Annotated in this window: 16 protein-coding genes; 3 read left to right on the top strand and 13 right to left on the bottom strand. The window is 54.8% G+C overall.

The annotated features are described in order from the left end of the window. The coding region (locus ACTG34_RS11980) for a ZIP family metal transporter (protein WP_439105126.1) at positions 1-456 on the bottom strand (456 nt) is incomplete at its 3' end. A gap of 154 nt (positions 457-610) precedes the next feature. Here ACTG34_RS11980 and ACTG34_RS11975 point away from each other — a divergent pair. Beyond that, positions 611-1,774, top strand: a complete 1,164-nt coding sequence (locus ACTG34_RS11975) for an alpha-hydroxy acid oxidase (RefSeq protein ID WP_439105125.1) — start codon at positions 611-613, stop codon at positions 1,772-1,774. A 68-nt stretch (positions 1,775-1,842) separates the two neighbouring features. On the opposite strand, the gene ACTG34_RS11970 is transcribed toward ACTG34_RS11975, so the two are convergent. Beyond that, the gene (locus tag ACTG34_RS11970; RefSeq protein ID WP_439105124.1) at positions 1,843-3,003 is read right to left on the bottom strand and encodes an MFS transporter; all 1,161 of its coding nucleotides are present in this window, start codon (positions 3,001-3,003) and stop codon (positions 1,843-1,845) included. 223 nt (positions 3,004-3,226) lie between these two features. Here ACTG34_RS11970 and ACTG34_RS11965 point away from each other — a divergent pair, with 223 nt between their 5' ends. Together ACTG34_RS11965 and pth are read left to right on the top strand one after the other, a co-directional pair. Continuing rightward, the gene (locus ACTG34_RS11965; RefSeq protein WP_439105123.1) at positions 3,227-3,856 is read left to right on the top strand and encodes a 50S ribosomal protein L25/general stress protein Ctc; all 630 of its coding nucleotides are present in this window, start codon (positions 3,227-3,229) and stop codon (positions 3,854-3,856) included. Between the two features lie 110 nt (positions 3,857-3,966). Beyond that, positions 3,967-4,650, top strand: a complete 684-nt coding sequence (gene pth / locus ACTG34_RS11960; protein WP_439105122.1) for an aminoacyl-tRNA hydrolase — start codon at positions 3,967-3,969, stop codon at positions 4,648-4,650. Between the two features lie 57 nt (positions 4,651-4,707). Here pth and trpB read toward each other — a convergent pair whose 3' ends face one another. From trpB to ACTG34_RS11905, 11 genes are all read right to left on the bottom strand, one after another. After that, the gene (trpB, locus tag ACTG34_RS11955; protein ID WP_439105121.1) at positions 4,708-5,958 is read right to left on the bottom strand and encodes a tryptophan synthase subunit beta; all 1,251 of its coding nucleotides are present in this window, start codon (positions 5,956-5,958) and stop codon (positions 4,708-4,710) included. 113 nt (positions 5,959-6,071) lie between these two features. Then, positions 6,072-6,713, bottom strand: a complete 642-nt coding sequence (locus ACTG34_RS11950) for a phosphoribosylanthranilate isomerase (protein WP_439105119.1) — start codon at positions 6,711-6,713, stop codon at positions 6,072-6,074. A 9-nt stretch (positions 6,714-6,722) separates the two neighbouring features. Continuing rightward, on the bottom strand, positions 6,723-7,070 hold the full coding sequence (locus tag ACTG34_RS11945) for a lipopolysaccharide assembly protein LapA domain-containing protein (protein ID WP_439105118.1): 348 nt from the start codon (positions 7,068-7,070) through the stop codon (positions 6,723-6,725). Between the two features lie 14 nt (positions 7,071-7,084). Next, a complete protein-coding gene (ihfB, locus tag ACTG34_RS11940) occupies positions 7,085-7,366 on the bottom strand; it encodes an integration host factor subunit beta (protein WP_062217108.1) in 282 nt (93 codons plus the stop codon). A gap of 294 nt (positions 7,367-7,660) precedes the next feature. Further along, the gene (gene rpsA / locus ACTG34_RS11935; protein WP_177205509.1) at positions 7,661-9,340 is read right to left on the bottom strand and encodes a 30S ribosomal protein S1; all 1,680 of its coding nucleotides are present in this window, start codon (positions 9,338-9,340) and stop codon (positions 7,661-7,663) included. Between the two features lie 249 nt (positions 9,341-9,589). Then, on the bottom strand, positions 9,590-10,585 hold the full coding sequence (locus ACTG34_RS11930; RefSeq protein WP_439105117.1) for an LLM class flavin-dependent oxidoreductase: 996 nt from the start codon (positions 10,583-10,585) through the stop codon (positions 9,590-9,592). 166 nt (positions 10,586-10,751) lie between these two features. Then, on the bottom strand, positions 10,752-11,384 hold the full coding sequence (locus ACTG34_RS11925; protein WP_439105116.1) for a nitroreductase family protein: 633 nt from the start codon (positions 11,382-11,384) through the stop codon (positions 10,752-10,754). A gap of 180 nt (positions 11,385-11,564) precedes the next feature. Further along, positions 11,565-12,173, bottom strand: coding sequence for a (d)CMP kinase (locus ACTG34_RS11920; RefSeq protein ID WP_439105115.1), 609 nt, complete (start codon positions 12,171-12,173; stop codon positions 11,565-11,567). A 55-nt stretch (positions 12,174-12,228) separates the two neighbouring features. Further along, positions 12,229-13,575, bottom strand: coding sequence for a 3-phosphoshikimate 1-carboxyvinyltransferase (gene aroA, locus ACTG34_RS11915; protein WP_439105114.1), 1,347 nt, complete (start codon positions 13,573-13,575; stop codon positions 12,229-12,231). 89 nt (positions 13,576-13,664) lie between these two features. Then, positions 13,665-14,387 (bottom strand): tRNA (guanine(46)-N(7))-methyltransferase TrmB, encoded by a 723-nt coding sequence (gene trmB / locus ACTG34_RS11910; RefSeq protein WP_439105113.1) that lies wholly within the window; start codon positions 14,385-14,387, stop codon positions 13,665-13,667. A gap of 76 nt (positions 14,388-14,463) precedes the next feature. Beyond that, positions 14,464-14,613: methionine adenosyltransferase domain-containing protein (locus ACTG34_RS11905; RefSeq protein ID WP_439105127.1), on the bottom strand; the 150-nt coding region annotated here is incomplete at its 5' end.

Below are 14,613 nucleotides of genomic sequence, written 5' to 3'. Positions count from 1 at the left end.
AATTCCAGTGGCAAGGCTCATACCATTCGCAATGTTTCCACCACCAAACCCGATCCCAACGGCCATACCCTCGGGAAAATTGTGGATGGTTATTGCGATGATAAACAACCAGATTTTAGAGAGCGCGCCCGGATCTGCCCCCTCCGGCCCCACGATAAAATGCTCATGCGGCAGCGTTTCGTTGAGTACGGCTACGAGAATCGCGCCAAGTGCGATCCCACACGCCGCAATTGCTGCCGAAATCCACACCACACCATACAGGTCGTCCGCCGCATCCAAACCAGGGACAATAAGTGAAAAATATGAGGCGGAGATCATCACGCCAGCCGCAAAGCCCAGCAATGTATCATTGGCGCGTTGGGACATCGTTTTGCCGAACAATACCGGAATTGCGCCAACGCCAGTCATCAAACCAGCCCCCAACGAGGCCAAAATCCCGAGCCAAATCACACTCATTCTAATGCTCACACTTCGATTGTTTACTTTGTTACCGCCAACACCTAGTCTTTTTGAGAATGATTTGCAACTAGCTTTCTTTCTGCTTGGTTTTTGCGCCCAAAGATGCAAATTGGTCGACAAATCAAACCAATTCGAGGGATAGGGAAGCGGCATGCCCGTCATTACAAACATCGACGACCTCAAGCGGCTGCATAAAAAGCGCACGCCGAAAATGTTCTACGATTACTGCGAAAGCGGCGCATGGACGGAACAAACATTCCGCGAGAACGTCACAGACTTTGACAAAATTCGACTAAGACAACGGATAGCCGTCGATATGGAGGGGCGCTCGACAGCAACCCAAATGATCGGCCAAGACGTGGCGATGCCAGTTGCGCTTGCCCCCGTTGGGCTGACAGGCATGCAACGCGCTGATGGCGAAATCAAAGCGGCCAAAGCGGCCGAAAAATTCGGCGTGCCCTTCACTCTGTCTACAATGTCGATTTGTTCGATTGAAGAGGTAGACAAACATACAACCAAGCCATTTTGGTTCCAGTTGTATGTCATGCGCGATCAGGATTTTCTCGAAGGCATTATTCAGCGCGCAAAGAATGCAAAAGTATCCGCACTTGTGCTGACGCTTGACCTACAAATTCTGGGTCAACGCCACAAAGATCTTAAAAACGGACTCTCCGTGCCCTTGCGCCCGACCTTGCCAAACATCGCAAACCTCGCGACAAAATGGCAGTGGGGCTTGGAAATGCTCGCGACCAAAAACAAAAGCTTTGGCAATATTGTGGGCCATGCCAAAGGCGTGTCCAACATGGGCTCGTTGTTCACATGGACCGCAGAACAGTTTGACCCCCGCCTCGACTGGGACAAAATCAAAAAAATCAAAAAAATGTGGGGCGGCCCCCTCATCTTGAAAGGCATCCTTGACGAAGAAGATGCACGCCGCGCAGTCGAAGTTGGAGCAGACGCAATCATCGTGTCCAACCATGGCGGTCGCCAACTTGACGGCGCTCTTTCGTCCATTCGCCGCTTAGAGCCGATCATCGCCGCCGTGGGCGATCAAGTCGAGGTGCACATCGATAGCGGTATTCGCTCTGGCCAAGACGTTCTAAAAGCCACAGCTATGGGGGCAACAGGCACGTACATCGGTCGCGCATACATCTACGGGCTTGGCGCCATGGGCGAAGCGGGCGTGACAAAAGCACTCGAAGTGATCCACAAAGAACTCGACATGTCGATGGCGCTATGCGGGCGGCGCAACATCAACGATGTGGACCGCGACATACTCTTGGTGCCCGAAGACTTCGCAGGCCGCTGGGCCTAACCGGACCTTAGGTGCATTAAAGCGGCGCCTCGATTGGGGCGCCGTTTTTTTTGCTCTATGAATCTGCTTTAGGCCGCTGCAGCGCGCCGTGATTTGATGGTCACGACAGCGGGAATGATTGAGGCGACCATGAGCGCTACACAGACAAACGCGATGCGCAATCCAAACCCTTGTGAGACAAATCCGATCAAAGACGGCCCGATGAAGTAACCTGTAAAGCCGATCAGCCAAGCCCGTGAAATCGCGAGTGCCCGCTGTTGACGGTGCACGAGCTTACCCAAAAGCGAATTTGCCGTTGGCACAATCACCGCCATACCGATAGCCGTAATCCCGATCCCGACCAAGACCACGCCTTGGCTTTGCGCAGAGGCAATCACCAGTGACCCGATAACGCCGAGCACGCCCGACCAAAACACAACGCGTTCCTCGCCGAGTTTCTCGGTGGTTACTTGCCCTAAGAGACGAAAGGCAGCCATCACAAATCCAAGGGTAGATGGACCAAAACTGCCGTGACCTACCGCACCACCCAACTCGCGCTCGATGAACAGAGCCGACCATGCCTCGGTTGCATTTTCACCCACGAAAGACACGAATAGCATGACCCCCGTCAGGATGATGTAGAGCCATGGAAGTTCGGTCGGCGTGTCGGCTCCCTCCGGCTCAGGATCCACAGGACGCCAATTGCGCCCCTCCCACGTCATGAGACCCATGACGACTACGGCAACGCCCATCAACGGGAAGACCTGTCCAACGGACCAGCCCGCCTGTCTCAATCCAGCAACGAACAACGCGGCCACACCAAAACAAAGCGAAAACATCGCGTGATTGATGTTCATCAGATGCATCCCATGACGCTCTTCGAGTTGGCTCAGCCGCATGTTTGCGTTGATATCAAGACTGGAAATCGTAGCTCCAAGCGCAACAAGAACCACAAACAGTGCAGGCACAGAATGCGCGAAGGCCGGCATTTGCATCGCTACGAACATCACGGCGACCAGCAACGGCAGGATATAGCGCCCAAGTGCAAGCGATATCCGAGGCGCGAGATACATTGCAACCATACCCCCGATCGCGGCGCCCAACAGTGCCAAGCCAAACTGTGCATCACTCGCCTGCGTCTGTGCCTTGATCGCGGGGACCATCGCCGCGAGCGTGCCCCAATAGACACCGATTGCGCCAAGCGCCATAAAAGGCGCACGCGAAACGCGCACCGCCGTGATAAGTGACATGATCGTCCTCCCTAACGCTAAACATCGGAAATGCTATCGCTTCTCAAAGCGCTTTGGCGAAAAGGCTACTGGCGAAATCTTTCGCTCGCAACGATCATTTTTGCAAGCCACGCTGCCCGTATGAAATCAGGACTTCCAATAGTAGAGATTCTCGCCTATACGCGCGAGTTCACGCGGGTCTACAGCCTTGGAGGAGGCCCGCCCTAAAACATTGGAGATTATTATGGCTGGTGAGATTCCTGATCTTATTGCCCACGCACGTACGGGGACAGGCAAGGGCGCCGCTCGTCAAGCACGTCGCGACGGCATGGTTCCTGGTATTGTTTACGGTGGCGAAAACGATCCGCTTCCGATCAACATTCCATTCAACGTACTGCTTAAGCGCCTCAAAGCAGGCCGCTTCTTGTCAACGTTGTTCAACCTGAAAGTTGAAGGCCAAGACGACGTTCGCGTCATCTGCCGTGGCGTCCAGCGTGACGTTGTGAAAGACCTTCCAACACACGTAGACTTCATGCGCCTCAAGCGCACGTCGCGCGTCAACCTGTTCATTCACGTTCAGATTGAAGGCGAAGACGTCGCACCAGGCATCAAAAAAGGTGGCGTAATCACGCACATCCGGACTGAAGTCGAATTGATCGTGACTGCGGGCGATATCCCCGATCACATCACACTCGACGTATCCAAAGGCGAAATCGGCGATGTGTACCACATCTCCGACGTAAAACTGCCTGACGGTGCGCGCACCGTGATCGATCGTGATTTCGTTATCGCGAACATCGCAGCACCTGCCGGTCTTGGTGGCGGTTCCAACGATGACGACGCCGCAGAAGCCGACGACGCCGCAGAAGAGTAATCTTTTGCCGTAAGGCTTAGTCAAATTTGAAACGCGGGGGCAATAGCTCCCGCGTTTTTCTTTGCATTCATAAGACTGTGCCTTAAAACGCCCCACAAAGGAGACATCACATGCGCCTATTCGTCGGTCTCGGAAATCCGGGTGGAAAGTATGCGGAGAACCGCCATAACATTGGATTTATGGCCGTAGAGCGCATTGCAAACGACTATGGGTTTGCGCCATGGCGTAGCAAGTTTCAAGGTAAGGTCTCCGAGGGAACGCTCGGACATGAAAAGGTGGTTTTGCTCAAACCGGACACCTTTATGAACCTGAGCGGCCAATCCGTAGGCGAGGCGATGCGGTTTTACAAACTCACCCCCGCCGACGTGGTTGTGTTCCACGACGAGCTTGATCTTGCACCTGGAAAAGTACGGGTCAAAACTGGCGGAGGACATGCAGGACACAACGGGCTGCGCTCCATCCACCAACACATCGGTGCGGACTATGACCGCGTGCGTATGGGGATCGGGCATCCCGGGCACAAAGACCGCGTTGCGGGTTACGTGTTGTCAGACTTCGCAAAGGCCGAACAAAACTGGCTAGATGATGTGCTACGTGGTAGCTCGGACGGCGCCGCGGCTCTGGCATTGGGCGATGGTGGGAAGTTCTCAAACGCGGTCGCTATGCGCGTAGCCCCTCCTCGCCCGTCGACAGGTAAGAAAACGCCAGACACGACGACATCGCCGAAAAAAGACACCCAAAAGGACGATCCACGTAGCGCAATGGAAAAGCTGCGCGACAAGTTCAAGTCTTAGGTCCATAAAAAAGCCCGACAAACGCCGGGCCTTTTCTCATCGACGTGGGGACTTCACTTAGTCTGTATCGCGACCTTCGTCACCTGCGATATCGTACCCAAGATGGCGCGCCACGGCAAAGATATCCTTATCGCCACGTCCACACATGTTCATCACCAAAATGTGGTCTTTGGGTAAAGTTGGCGCAAGCTTCATCACATGGGCGAGTGCGTGCGATGGCTCAAGTGCGGGAATAATGCCCTCGGTGCGACATGAAAACTGAAAAGCTTCAAGCGCCTCTTTATCGGTGATCGACACGTATTTCGCGCGCCCCGTATCGTGAAGCCATGCGTGCTCAGGTCCGATACCCGGATAATCCAACCCCGCAGAGATCGAAAACCCTTCGAGAATTTGACCATCATCATCTTGCAGCAAGTATGTCCGGTTGCCATGCAGAACGCCAGGACGCCCCCCCGTCAAAGACGCACAATGCTCCATTTTTTGATCAACGCCCTTACCGCCAGCCTCGACACCAATGATGTTTACACTCTCGTCATCAAGGAACGGATGAAATAGCCCCATAGCGTTAGAACCACCACCGATGGCGGCAATGAGGGTATCAGGGAGACGCCCTTCCCCCTCTTGCTCAGGCAATTGCCAGCGCACTTCTTGGCCAATAATTGACTGGAAATCACGTACCATGGCGGGATAGGGGTGCGGGCCTGCCACTGTGCCGATGCAATAAAACGTGTCGCGCACATTGGTCACCCAATCGCGGAGCGCATCGTTCATTGCATCTTTGAGCGTACCGCGACCAGAGGTGACAGGGACAACCTCGGCCCCCAACAGACGCATGCGAAAGACGTTCGGACGTTGGCGCTCCACGTCATGCGCCCCCATATAAACCACGCACTTCATGCCAAACTTGGCACAGACCGTAGCGGTCGCAACACCGTGCTGCCCCGCGCCCGTCTCAGCGATGATGCGGGTTTTCCCCATGCGGCGCGCCAGAATGATCTGGCCAAGCACGTTATTAATCTTATGCGCACCCGTGTGGTTAAGCTCGTCGCGTTTGAGATAGATTTTTGCGCCGCCCAACTCCTCTGTCATCTTGTGAGCATAATAGAGCGGGCTGGGGCGGCCAACGTAATGCTTCCATAGATCATTCATCTCGGCCCAGAACTCAGGATCGTCCTTTGCTTTGTTGTACTCTTCCTCAAGCGAGAGGATCAGTGGCATCAACGTCTCAGACACAAAGCGCCCGCCGTAATTACCAAAGCGGCCTTTTTCGTCGGGGCCGTTCATAAAAGAGTTGAAAAGATCGTTCATTGCGATGCTCCAATCTAGGGTTCATCGGGATGTAGCCCATGCATGCCAAGCGGTAAAGCGCGGGTGGCATCTTTGACCCTGAAATACTCAAAACACGGTGCCGTGCCCTAATGCTAAGCCGCGCGAATAGCGTTCATAAAGGCTTGAATTTTGGCGGGATCTTTTACTCCAGGGGCGCTTTCAACACCGGAAGAAAGATCGATTTGTTTCGCGCCCGTCATCTGAATGGCCTGCACCACGTTTTCTTGTGTGAGGCCACCCGCAAGCATCCACGGCGCGTTCCAGCCGCGCTTTGATACAAGGCGCCAGTCAAACGACACGCCATTTCCACCGGGGAGATCGGCACCCTTTGGCGGTTTTGCGTCGACCAAGAGCTGATCGGCCACCATACCGTAGGCATTGAGCGCCTGAAGGTCGGCAGGGCCAGAAACCCCAACTGCTTTCATTACGGGCAAGCCAAAGCGCGTGCGCACCTCGGTGACCCGGTCTAGGCTTTCCTTGCCATGTAACTGGATCATATCGATGGGCACCTCGCCGGTGAGCCGCTCCAGCGCCTCATCGGATGGATCGACCACAAGCGCCACTTTTGCCACGCCCATTGGCACATCAAGTGCAAGCGCGCGCGCCGTTGCGATATCAACATTGCGTGGGCTTTTAGGGAAGAAGACGAACCCAAGATACTGCGCCCCGGCCTCAACAGACGCAGAAACTGCATCGGGCGTGGTGAGCCCGCAAATCTTGACGCGTGTGTCCATAAGTCTGAATTAACGTTCGAGTAGGGCCAACACTTCGTCGCCCTCACTCTTCGCCTTCGCCGTTTTTAGCTTGGAGATTTCGCGTGCAAGACGGTCTTTGGCCAGACGGTTGTCGCGCGCAGCGGCGCGATGTTTGCCCTCACGCATCCATTCCCAAAAGAACCCGATCAAAAGGCCTGCAACCACTGCGGCGAAAATCACTGAAAACAGCGGTACAGTCAAAGCGTATCCAACACCGACCAATTGCGCCAATTCGTCAGGCAATAGGTTGAGCGTCACCATATCACGATTAGCCAACGCCAAAGTGATTAGAACCACGGCGATGGACGCGAGAAATGCATAGCGGATGTAGCGCATTAGGCGCGTTCCTTTTATTCGTCGTTCAGTCTGTCGCGCAGCAGCTTACCAGTCTTAAAGAACGGCACGTGTTTTTCGTCTACAGACACACTCTCTCCAGTACGTGGGTTGCGCCCCATTCTGGCATCGCGTTGCTTGACTGAGAACGCGCCAAATCCGCGCAGCTCCACACGATCACCATTGGCCATTGCCTCAATCACTTCTTCAAAGATCGTATTCACGATCCGCTCAACGTCTCTTTGATAAAGATGCGGATTTTCATCCGCGATCTTTTGGATCAATTCAGAACGGATCATATCGTCTCCCCTTTGTCGTGTTTGGTGCCGACCGTGTCGGCATGCGAGCAAGGTCGACTATAGGATGGGGAATGTGTTCGGGGAATAGTCTCGCATGCCCGAAATCATTTTTTTCGACCTAATCCACTGACATAAGGTGAAAATTTGACACGATTCAGCGCGTGATCAAACATTGAGCGTCCAAAATGTCCCTGCTGCACCGCGGCAACCCACACGCGATTCGGCAGGATTCAAACAAAAACGGCCCCGCTACTGCGAGGCCGTTTCCAATCATTAGACAGATAAGCGCGTGGCTTACTCGTCGGAGCCTTTAAGAGCACCGCTGAGGATGTCACCCAAAGTCGCACCCGAATCTGAGGAGCCAAACTGTTCGACGGCCTCTTTTTCTTCTGCGATTTCACGTGCCTTGATGGACAGACCCAAACGACGGGTTTTCTGGTCCACGTTGGTCACGCGTACATCGAGCTTATCACCGATCTGGAAGCGCTCTGGGCGCTGCTCTGCACGGTCACGCGACAGGTCGGAACGACGAATGAAGGATTTCGCACCCTCATACTCGACTTCGATACCGCCATCTTCGATGGCTGTCACGGCGACGGTCACGATGGAGCCGCGCTTAACACCTTCGACTGCGCCGGAGAAGCTATCGTCCAAAGCTTTGATCGAGAGGGAGATACGCTCTTTCTCGACATCAACTTCGGTAACAACGGCTTTAACAACATCGCCTTTTGCGTAGTTCTGGATCGCGTCTTCGCCACGGTCTTCCCATGACAAGTCGGAGAGGTGAACCATGCCGTCGATCTCGCCTTCGAGGCCGACAAACAGACCGAATTCGGTGATGTTCTTGACTTCGCCTTCGACCTGCGTGCCCTCGGGGTGAGTTTCCGCGAAAACTTCCCATGGGTTGCGCATGGTCTGCTTGAGACCCAAGGAAACGCGGCGCTTGGCGCTATCGATTTCCAGAACCATGACTTCCACTTCTTGCGAGGTAGACACGATTTTGCCGGGGTGTACGTTCTTCTTGGTCCAAGACATCTCGGACACGTGTACGAGACCTTCAACACCTGGCTCGAGCTCAACAAATGCACCGTAATCGGTGATGTTGGTCACGCGACCGGTGTGTGTTGTTTCAAGCGCGTATTTCGCTTCAACAGCATCCCATGGATCGTCCTGCAGCTGCTTCATGCCGAGGGAGATACGGTGGGTCTCTTTGTTGATTTTGATCACCTGAACGTTGATCGTCTCACCGATTGTGAGGATCTCGGAGGGGTGGTTTACGCGACGCCATGCCATGTCTGTGACGTGCAGAAGGCCGTCAACGCCGCCGAGATCGACGAATGCGCCGTACTCAGTGATGTTTTTGACCACGCCTTCGACTGCCTGACCTTCGGTGAGGTTGCCGATGACTTCAGCGCGCTGTTCAGCACGGGACTCTTCGAGGATTGCGCGGCGCGATACAACGATGTTGCCACGACGACGGTCCATCTTGAGGATTTGGAACGGCTGCTTGAGACCCATGAGGGGACCAGCATCGCGCACGGGGCGCACGTCAACTTGGGAGCCAGGCAAGAACGCAACAGCGCCGCCGAGATCAACCGTAAAGCCGCCTTTAACGCGACCGAAGATTGCACCTTCAACGCGCTCTTCAGCGGCGTAGGCTTTCTCCAGACGGTCCCAAGCTTCTTCGCGACGCGCTTTGTCACGCGAAATGACAGCTTCGCCACGGGCGTTCTCGACACGGTCGAGGAACACTTCAACTTCGTCGCCAACAGCAACGGAAGGAGCTTCACCGGGGTTTGCGAATTCTTTGAGGTCGACGCGGCCTTCCATTTTGTAGCCTACGTCGATGATGGCTTGGCCTGCTTCGATAGCAAGCACTTTGCCGCGGACAACTGAACCCTCTTCGGGTGTGTCAATTTCAAAGCTTTCTGCGAGAAGAGCTTCGAAGTCTTCCATAGATACGTTCTGAGCCATGTGGTCTCATTTTCCTTTTCAAACGTTTATTCGGGCCGTGCGGTTGTCTCCGCAGGTCTTTAGGGTTGATTTGGTCGTTGAAAACAAAGCACTTTTGCAAAAAACAAAAACCAAAGGTTACCCTTTGGACGCCGTTCCCTTGCATCTGCGACTCTTAATGGTCTTCTAGACAGGGCGCGTATAGGCCGATTTCTCATTGGGAGCAACCCTAGAGGCAACGCAGACCCCAATGTATATTGATCCTGACGGCTACGCGGCCACCAAGGACGATAACGCATGTGCAGCCAAACTCAAGGAATGCAATTGCGCTGCTTGGTCATAAATCATGCCAGTCACCATCAATTCGTCAGGGGCATAGCGCGCGACGATATCCGACAATTGTGCCTGCACCGTCTCCACACTCCCCACGGCCGAAATCGACATCGCGTTTTGTACTTGAGCCCAGACTTGTGGGGGGATCAGACTTTGCACATCATGGCTTGGCTTGCACATCAGCCCCGGCGTTCCTGTGATAACCTTGGCGAATGACAGCAATTGCGACGAGCGCAAATATACCGCCTCGGCGTCAGTATCGGCGGCAACAACACCAGCCGCCATAATCGCGTAGGGCGCATCCAACGCCGCGGAAGGTCTAAATGTCGTGCGGTAAGTATGCAGCGCTTGCTCCAAATGAGCGGGAGCAAAATGCGAGGCAAATGCATAGGGCAAACCTAAATATGCGGCAAGCTGAGCGCCAAACAGGCTCGAACCTAGAATATAAACCGGCACATGACTGCCCTCTCCAGGAAAAGCACGCACAGGTGTAACATCAGGATTGTCATCCAGATAATCCATCAATTCCACTACATCATCGGGGAATTGATCACCTGCTTGCATATTGCGGCGCAAAGCACGTGCCGTATTCATATCCGACCCAGGCGCACGCCCAATCCCAAGATCAATGCGATCAGGATACAGCGCGTTCAGCGTACCGAACTGTTCCGCCACCATCAGCGGTGCATGGTTGGGCAACATGATGCCCCCTGCGCCCACGCGAATGGTTTTTGTAGCTCCCGCCACATGGCCAATCAAAACGGCCGTAGCTGCGCTGGCGATGCCTGGCATGTTGTGATGTTCGGCTAACCAAAACCGATGAAACCCCAGGGCTTCTCCGTGCTGCGCCAAAGTCACGGAATTCGCGAAGGCGTCAGAAATTTGACGCCCTTCGGCCACAGGTGCGAGATCTAAAATGGAGTATTTTTGCATTGCATTCCCTGATGGCTGTTGAGGTTTTCGCCGATCGAATACCCTACTTAGAGACCACGCCACCAATTTATTAGTTAGTGGCGTAGAGATAAATTCACCTGACCCCATCTCCAACAAAAGCCGGACAATTTGCCCGGCTTCTATATTTTTAACAGGTGGACTTCGATCAATCCAAGTGAGTCACTAGTTCACTCAACGGTTTGCGCACTTTCTTCATGCCCTGAAGCCAGTCCCCCTCGTCGGCCCGTGTCCCGAGTGGCAACAAGACAAGCGAAGTCAGTCCCTGCTCTTTCAGGCCAAGGATATCGTCGACAGCAGCTGGATCAAACCCCTCCATCGGAGTGCTATCTACACCCAATTCGGCAGCAGCGGCCAAAGCAAAGCCAAGCGCGATATAGGCCTGACGGGCCGCGTGCTCTGAATTGGTATGTGCATCACGGGGCAAATAGCCCGCTTTAAGGTTATCGTAATAGGCGTCGAGCGCCTCACGTGTTCCAGGGCGTTCCTCGGCGTGCTGCGCCACAACGGCCTCAACGCGCTCTTCGGTGTAATTGTCCCATGCTGCGAAAACTAATAGGTGCGAGCCATCGGTGATCTGCGCCTGATCCCATGCCACTGGGCGGATCTTTGCACGGATATCAGGGTTGGTGATCACAAACACTTTGAATGGCTGCAAGCCAGACGAGGTTGGAGCCATTTGGATCGCTTTTAGAATTTGAGCGACGTTTTCTTCGGAAACGGGCTTGCTCGCGTCCATCTTTTTGACGGCATAACGCCAATCGAGTTTATCCATAAACATGGGAGAGTCCTTTGTTGCTTATGACGCTCATATGGAGGTTCCAGACCCAAGTGCAAGTCCTCTCACACCCCTCAAACGCATGGGGTAAATATAATAATTTGCTTATTATCAGAGGCTTACCACGCATCCGATCACCAATGCACACTGACCGCGCAACTATGCACCAATGAAATGACCGATTTAGCCTCGGACCGCGTCAATCAACGCGATGACTTTCGCAATAGCCTCATCGATAGTCATACTAGAGGTATCGATCACGGTCGCGTCATCTGCCGGCTTAAGCGGCGCAGCTGCCCGTGCGCTATCACGCTCATCACGCTCGCGCAGATCTGCCAATACACCCTCTTTCGTCACGTGCTCGCCCTTGCCGATCAATTCGGCGTAGCGGCGCAGCGCGCGCACCTCGTCAGATGCCGTAATGTAGAGCTTCACCTCGGCATCGGGACAAATCACAGTGCCAATGTCGCGTCCATCCAAAACGGCACCCCCATCGCGGCGCGCAAACGCTTGTTGAAAATCAACGAGCGCACTGCGCACTTCGGGGATTGCGGCGACACGGCTTGCCGCCTGTCCCGCGTCACCCGAACGCAAATCATCACGCTCAAGGTCAGAGGTGGTCAAACTTAACGCCGCATCCAATGGCGTCAGCCCCTCAAAGGTTTTTGCTCCCGTCGCACGGTAAAGCAGCCCTGTATCAAGGTGCGGAAACCCAAAATGCTTGGCAACGGCTTTGGACACAGTGCCCTTACCTGCTGCAGCTGGCCCGTCGATGGCGACACAAAATGACATAACGCTCTCCGTATGTGGGACGCTCACGCTGCCCGTTCAGGCCCCGTGGGTCAAGTCAGCCGCGTGAAATTTCTGCGCCAAGGTCCGCCATAAGCCGCTCAAACACCGGAAACGAGGTCGCAATGGGGGAGCCATCATCAATAGCAACGGGGTCTTGGGAGGCCATACCACAGACAAGAAACGACATCGCGATCCGGTGATCAATGTGCGTGGCACAGGTGGCACCGCCTTTGACCCCGTTTACGCCGCGTCCATGCACGATGAACGTGTCCTCGTCCTCTTCGATCTCAACACCACAGGCCTCAAGCCCGCGCGCCATTGCATCAATGCGGTCGCTTTCTTTCACGCGCAGCTCTTTGACGCCGCGCATGGTCGTTGTCCCTGTTGCAAACGATGCAACCACAGACAAGACAGGGTATTCGTCGATCATCGATGCGGCGCGTTCGGGTGGCACCTCAACTCCGTGCAGGTTAGAGTACTTAACGCGCAAGTCTGCAACGGGTTCGCCGCCCTCCTCGCGTGGGTTTTCAAAGGTGATGTCCGCGCCCATTTCCACCAGTGTGGTGTAGATGCCGTTGCGGGTGGTGTTCTGGCTTACCCCCGGCACAAGGATATCGGACCCGCTGACAATAAGTGCCGCACAAACGGGAAACGCAGCCGAACTTGGGTCGCGCGGTACGGCTACAACTTGTGGCTTTAGCTCTGGCTGACCTTTGAGGGTAATCTTATTATAGCCTTCTGGTGTCGTCTCGGTACGGATGTCTGCACCAAACCCTTTGAGCATCCGCTCTGTGTGATCGCGCGTCGCTTCTTTCTCGATCACGACCGTCTCGCCGGGTGTATTCAGCCCCGCGAACAGAACCGCCGTCTTGACTTGCGCAGACGGCATTGGCGTCTCGTATGTCACCGGCACCGGTGTCGCAGTCCCAACAAGCGTGAGTGGCAAACGCCCACCTGAGCGCCCATATGAGGTCGCGCCGAACTCGGCCAGTGGATCGGTGATCCGCGCCATGGGACGTTTGCGCAAGGATCCATCGCCCGTAAATGTCGTTGCAAAATCATAGGTGCTAACCAACCCCATGATCAAACGCACACCCGTGCCGGAATTGCCGCAATCGATCACTTGTTCCGGTTCAGAAAATCCGCCGACCCCGACACCATGTACCGACCATGCCCCTTCGCCATGCCGGATCACGTCCGCACCAAGCGCTTGCATCGCCTTACCTGTGTCAAGAACGTCTTCGCCTTCTAGTAGCCCCGTGATCTTGGTCTCGCCAACGGCCAGCGCGCCAAAAATCAACGCGCGGTGTGAAATGGATTTATCACCGGGAACCGCAGCTGTGCCTTTAAGGGGGCCGCACTTGCGGGAGATCATCGGAATGGGATTGCCGTGAGCGGACATTGGGACTCCTCGTTTTGATGCGCGAGTGATAGCGCAACCGTTGATCATGGTCTATCTACGACTTCTTTGAACCGCAAATACGTGTAGGTCTACTGGCCGCGTCGAAAACTCATGTAGTGCGGGGTGCGCCCTTCGCGCAGTGCTTTTTTCTCATAGCGCGTCGACAGCCAATCATGCGGCGCAGTGCCCCAGTCTTCAGCGTGCGCACCAAGCCAATCGAATCCTGCGAGCGGCACTTCTTCCATCGTTTGGCGCACATAATCGGGTATGTCAGTGGCGACACGGAACTCAGAGCCCGCTTTGAGCACACGGTGCAATGGCCCAAGATGTTCAGGCGTCACGAAACGGCGGCGATGGTGGCGCGCTTTTGGCCACGGATCAGGATAGTTGAGAAACGCCTTTTCAACGGATGCATCTGGCAACACATCAAACAGATCGCGGGCATCACCGGCATGGATCGACACATTGTCAATCGGCCCCTCGCGGCGCAATTTACCCAAACACGCCGCAACACCGTTTACGTAAGGCTCGCAGCCAATGATTTCGACGTCTGGGTATGTCTTTGCCATATGCACAAGATGCTCACCCGCACCAAACCCGATCTCGATCCAAACAGGCTTGCCCTTGAACCGCTTGTCCATGTCAATTTTTATACGGTCGGGGTTCTCACCCCAACCCACACCACCCGGAGACAGGCGCGGAAGATCCTCGTCCAGATACTCCTTTTGGGCCTGATTGAGCGTCTTACCATGCAAACGGCCATAAAAGTTGCGCCACGGCGAACCGGATTCATGTTTGGTTTCGTCAGACATCAAAAAGCCCCGCTGTTGATCAGCGGGGCTTTTCGCAAATCTGCGCCCAATGGGCAAGGCCCGTTGGGCCAAACGTTTATACAGCCTTGCTCAGCGCCTCGACCAAATCGGTCCGTTCCCACGAAAAGCCGCCATCCGCCTCAGGCGCACGACCAAAGTGACCATAAGCCGCGGTGCGCTGATAAATCGGCTTGTTCAGATCAAGATGTGTGCGAATGCCACGAGG

The organism is Celeribacter marinus (assembly GCF_965656515.1).
Lineage (GTDB): Bacteria > Pseudomonadota > Alphaproteobacteria > Rhodobacterales > Rhodobacteraceae > Celeribacter > Celeribacter marinus_D.
This window is presented reverse-complemented; position numbering and strand designations above follow the sequence as displayed.

What these genes read in the sequence shown, in the direction of transcription:
- ihfB (WP_062217108.1), bottom strand. Translation starts at nt 7,366, where the DNA reads ATGATCCGTTCTGAATTGATCCAAAAGATCGCGGATGAAAATCCGCAT.
- rpsA (WP_177205509.1), bottom strand. Translation starts at nt 9,340, where the DNA reads ATGGCTCAGAACGTATCTATGGAAGACTTCGAAGCTCTTCTCGCAGAA.
- trpB (WP_439105121.1), bottom strand. Translation starts at nt 5,958, where the DNA reads ATGAACGATCTTTTCAACTCTTTTATGAACGGCCCCGACGAAAAAGGC.
- ACTG34_RS11925 (WP_439105116.1), bottom strand. Translation starts at nt 11,384, where the DNA reads ATGTTTATGGATAAACTCGATTGGCGTTATGCCGTCAAAAAGATGGAC.
- ACTG34_RS11950 (WP_439105119.1), bottom strand. Translation starts at nt 6,713, where the DNA reads ATGGACACACGCGTCAAGATTTGCGGGCTCACCACGCCCGATGCAGTT.
- ACTG34_RS11930 (WP_439105117.1), bottom strand. Translation starts at nt 10,585, where the DNA reads ATGCAAAAATACTCCATTTTAGATCTCGCACCTGTGGCCGAAGGGCGT.
- ACTG34_RS11970 (WP_439105124.1), bottom strand. Translation starts at nt 3,003, where the DNA reads ATGTCACTTATCACGGCGGTGCGCGTTTCGCGTGCGCCTTTTATGGCG.
- aroA (WP_439105114.1), bottom strand. Translation starts at nt 13,575, where the DNA reads ATGTCCGCTCACGGCAATCCCATTCCGATGATCTCCCGCAAGTGCGGC.
- ACTG34_RS11945 (WP_439105118.1), bottom strand. Translation starts at nt 7,070, where the DNA reads ATGCGCTACATCCGCTATGCATTTCTCGCGTCCATCGCCGTGGTTCTA.
- ACTG34_RS11975 (WP_439105125.1), top strand. Translation starts at nt 611, where the DNA reads ATGCCCGTCATTACAAACATCGACGACCTCAAGCGGCTGCATAAAAAG.
- pth (WP_439105122.1), top strand. Translation starts at nt 3,967, where the DNA reads ATGCGCCTATTCGTCGGTCTCGGAAATCCGGGTGGAAAGTATGCGGAG.
- ACTG34_RS11920 (WP_439105115.1), bottom strand. Translation starts at nt 12,173, where the DNA reads ATGTCATTTTGTGTCGCCATCGACGGGCCAGCTGCAGCAGGTAAGGGC.
- trmB (WP_439105113.1), bottom strand. Translation starts at nt 14,387, where the DNA reads ATGTCTGACGAAACCAAACATGAATCCGGTTCGCCGTGGCGCAACTTT.
- ACTG34_RS11965 (WP_439105123.1), top strand. Translation starts at nt 3,227, where the DNA reads ATGGCTGGTGAGATTCCTGATCTTATTGCCCACGCACGTACGGGGACA.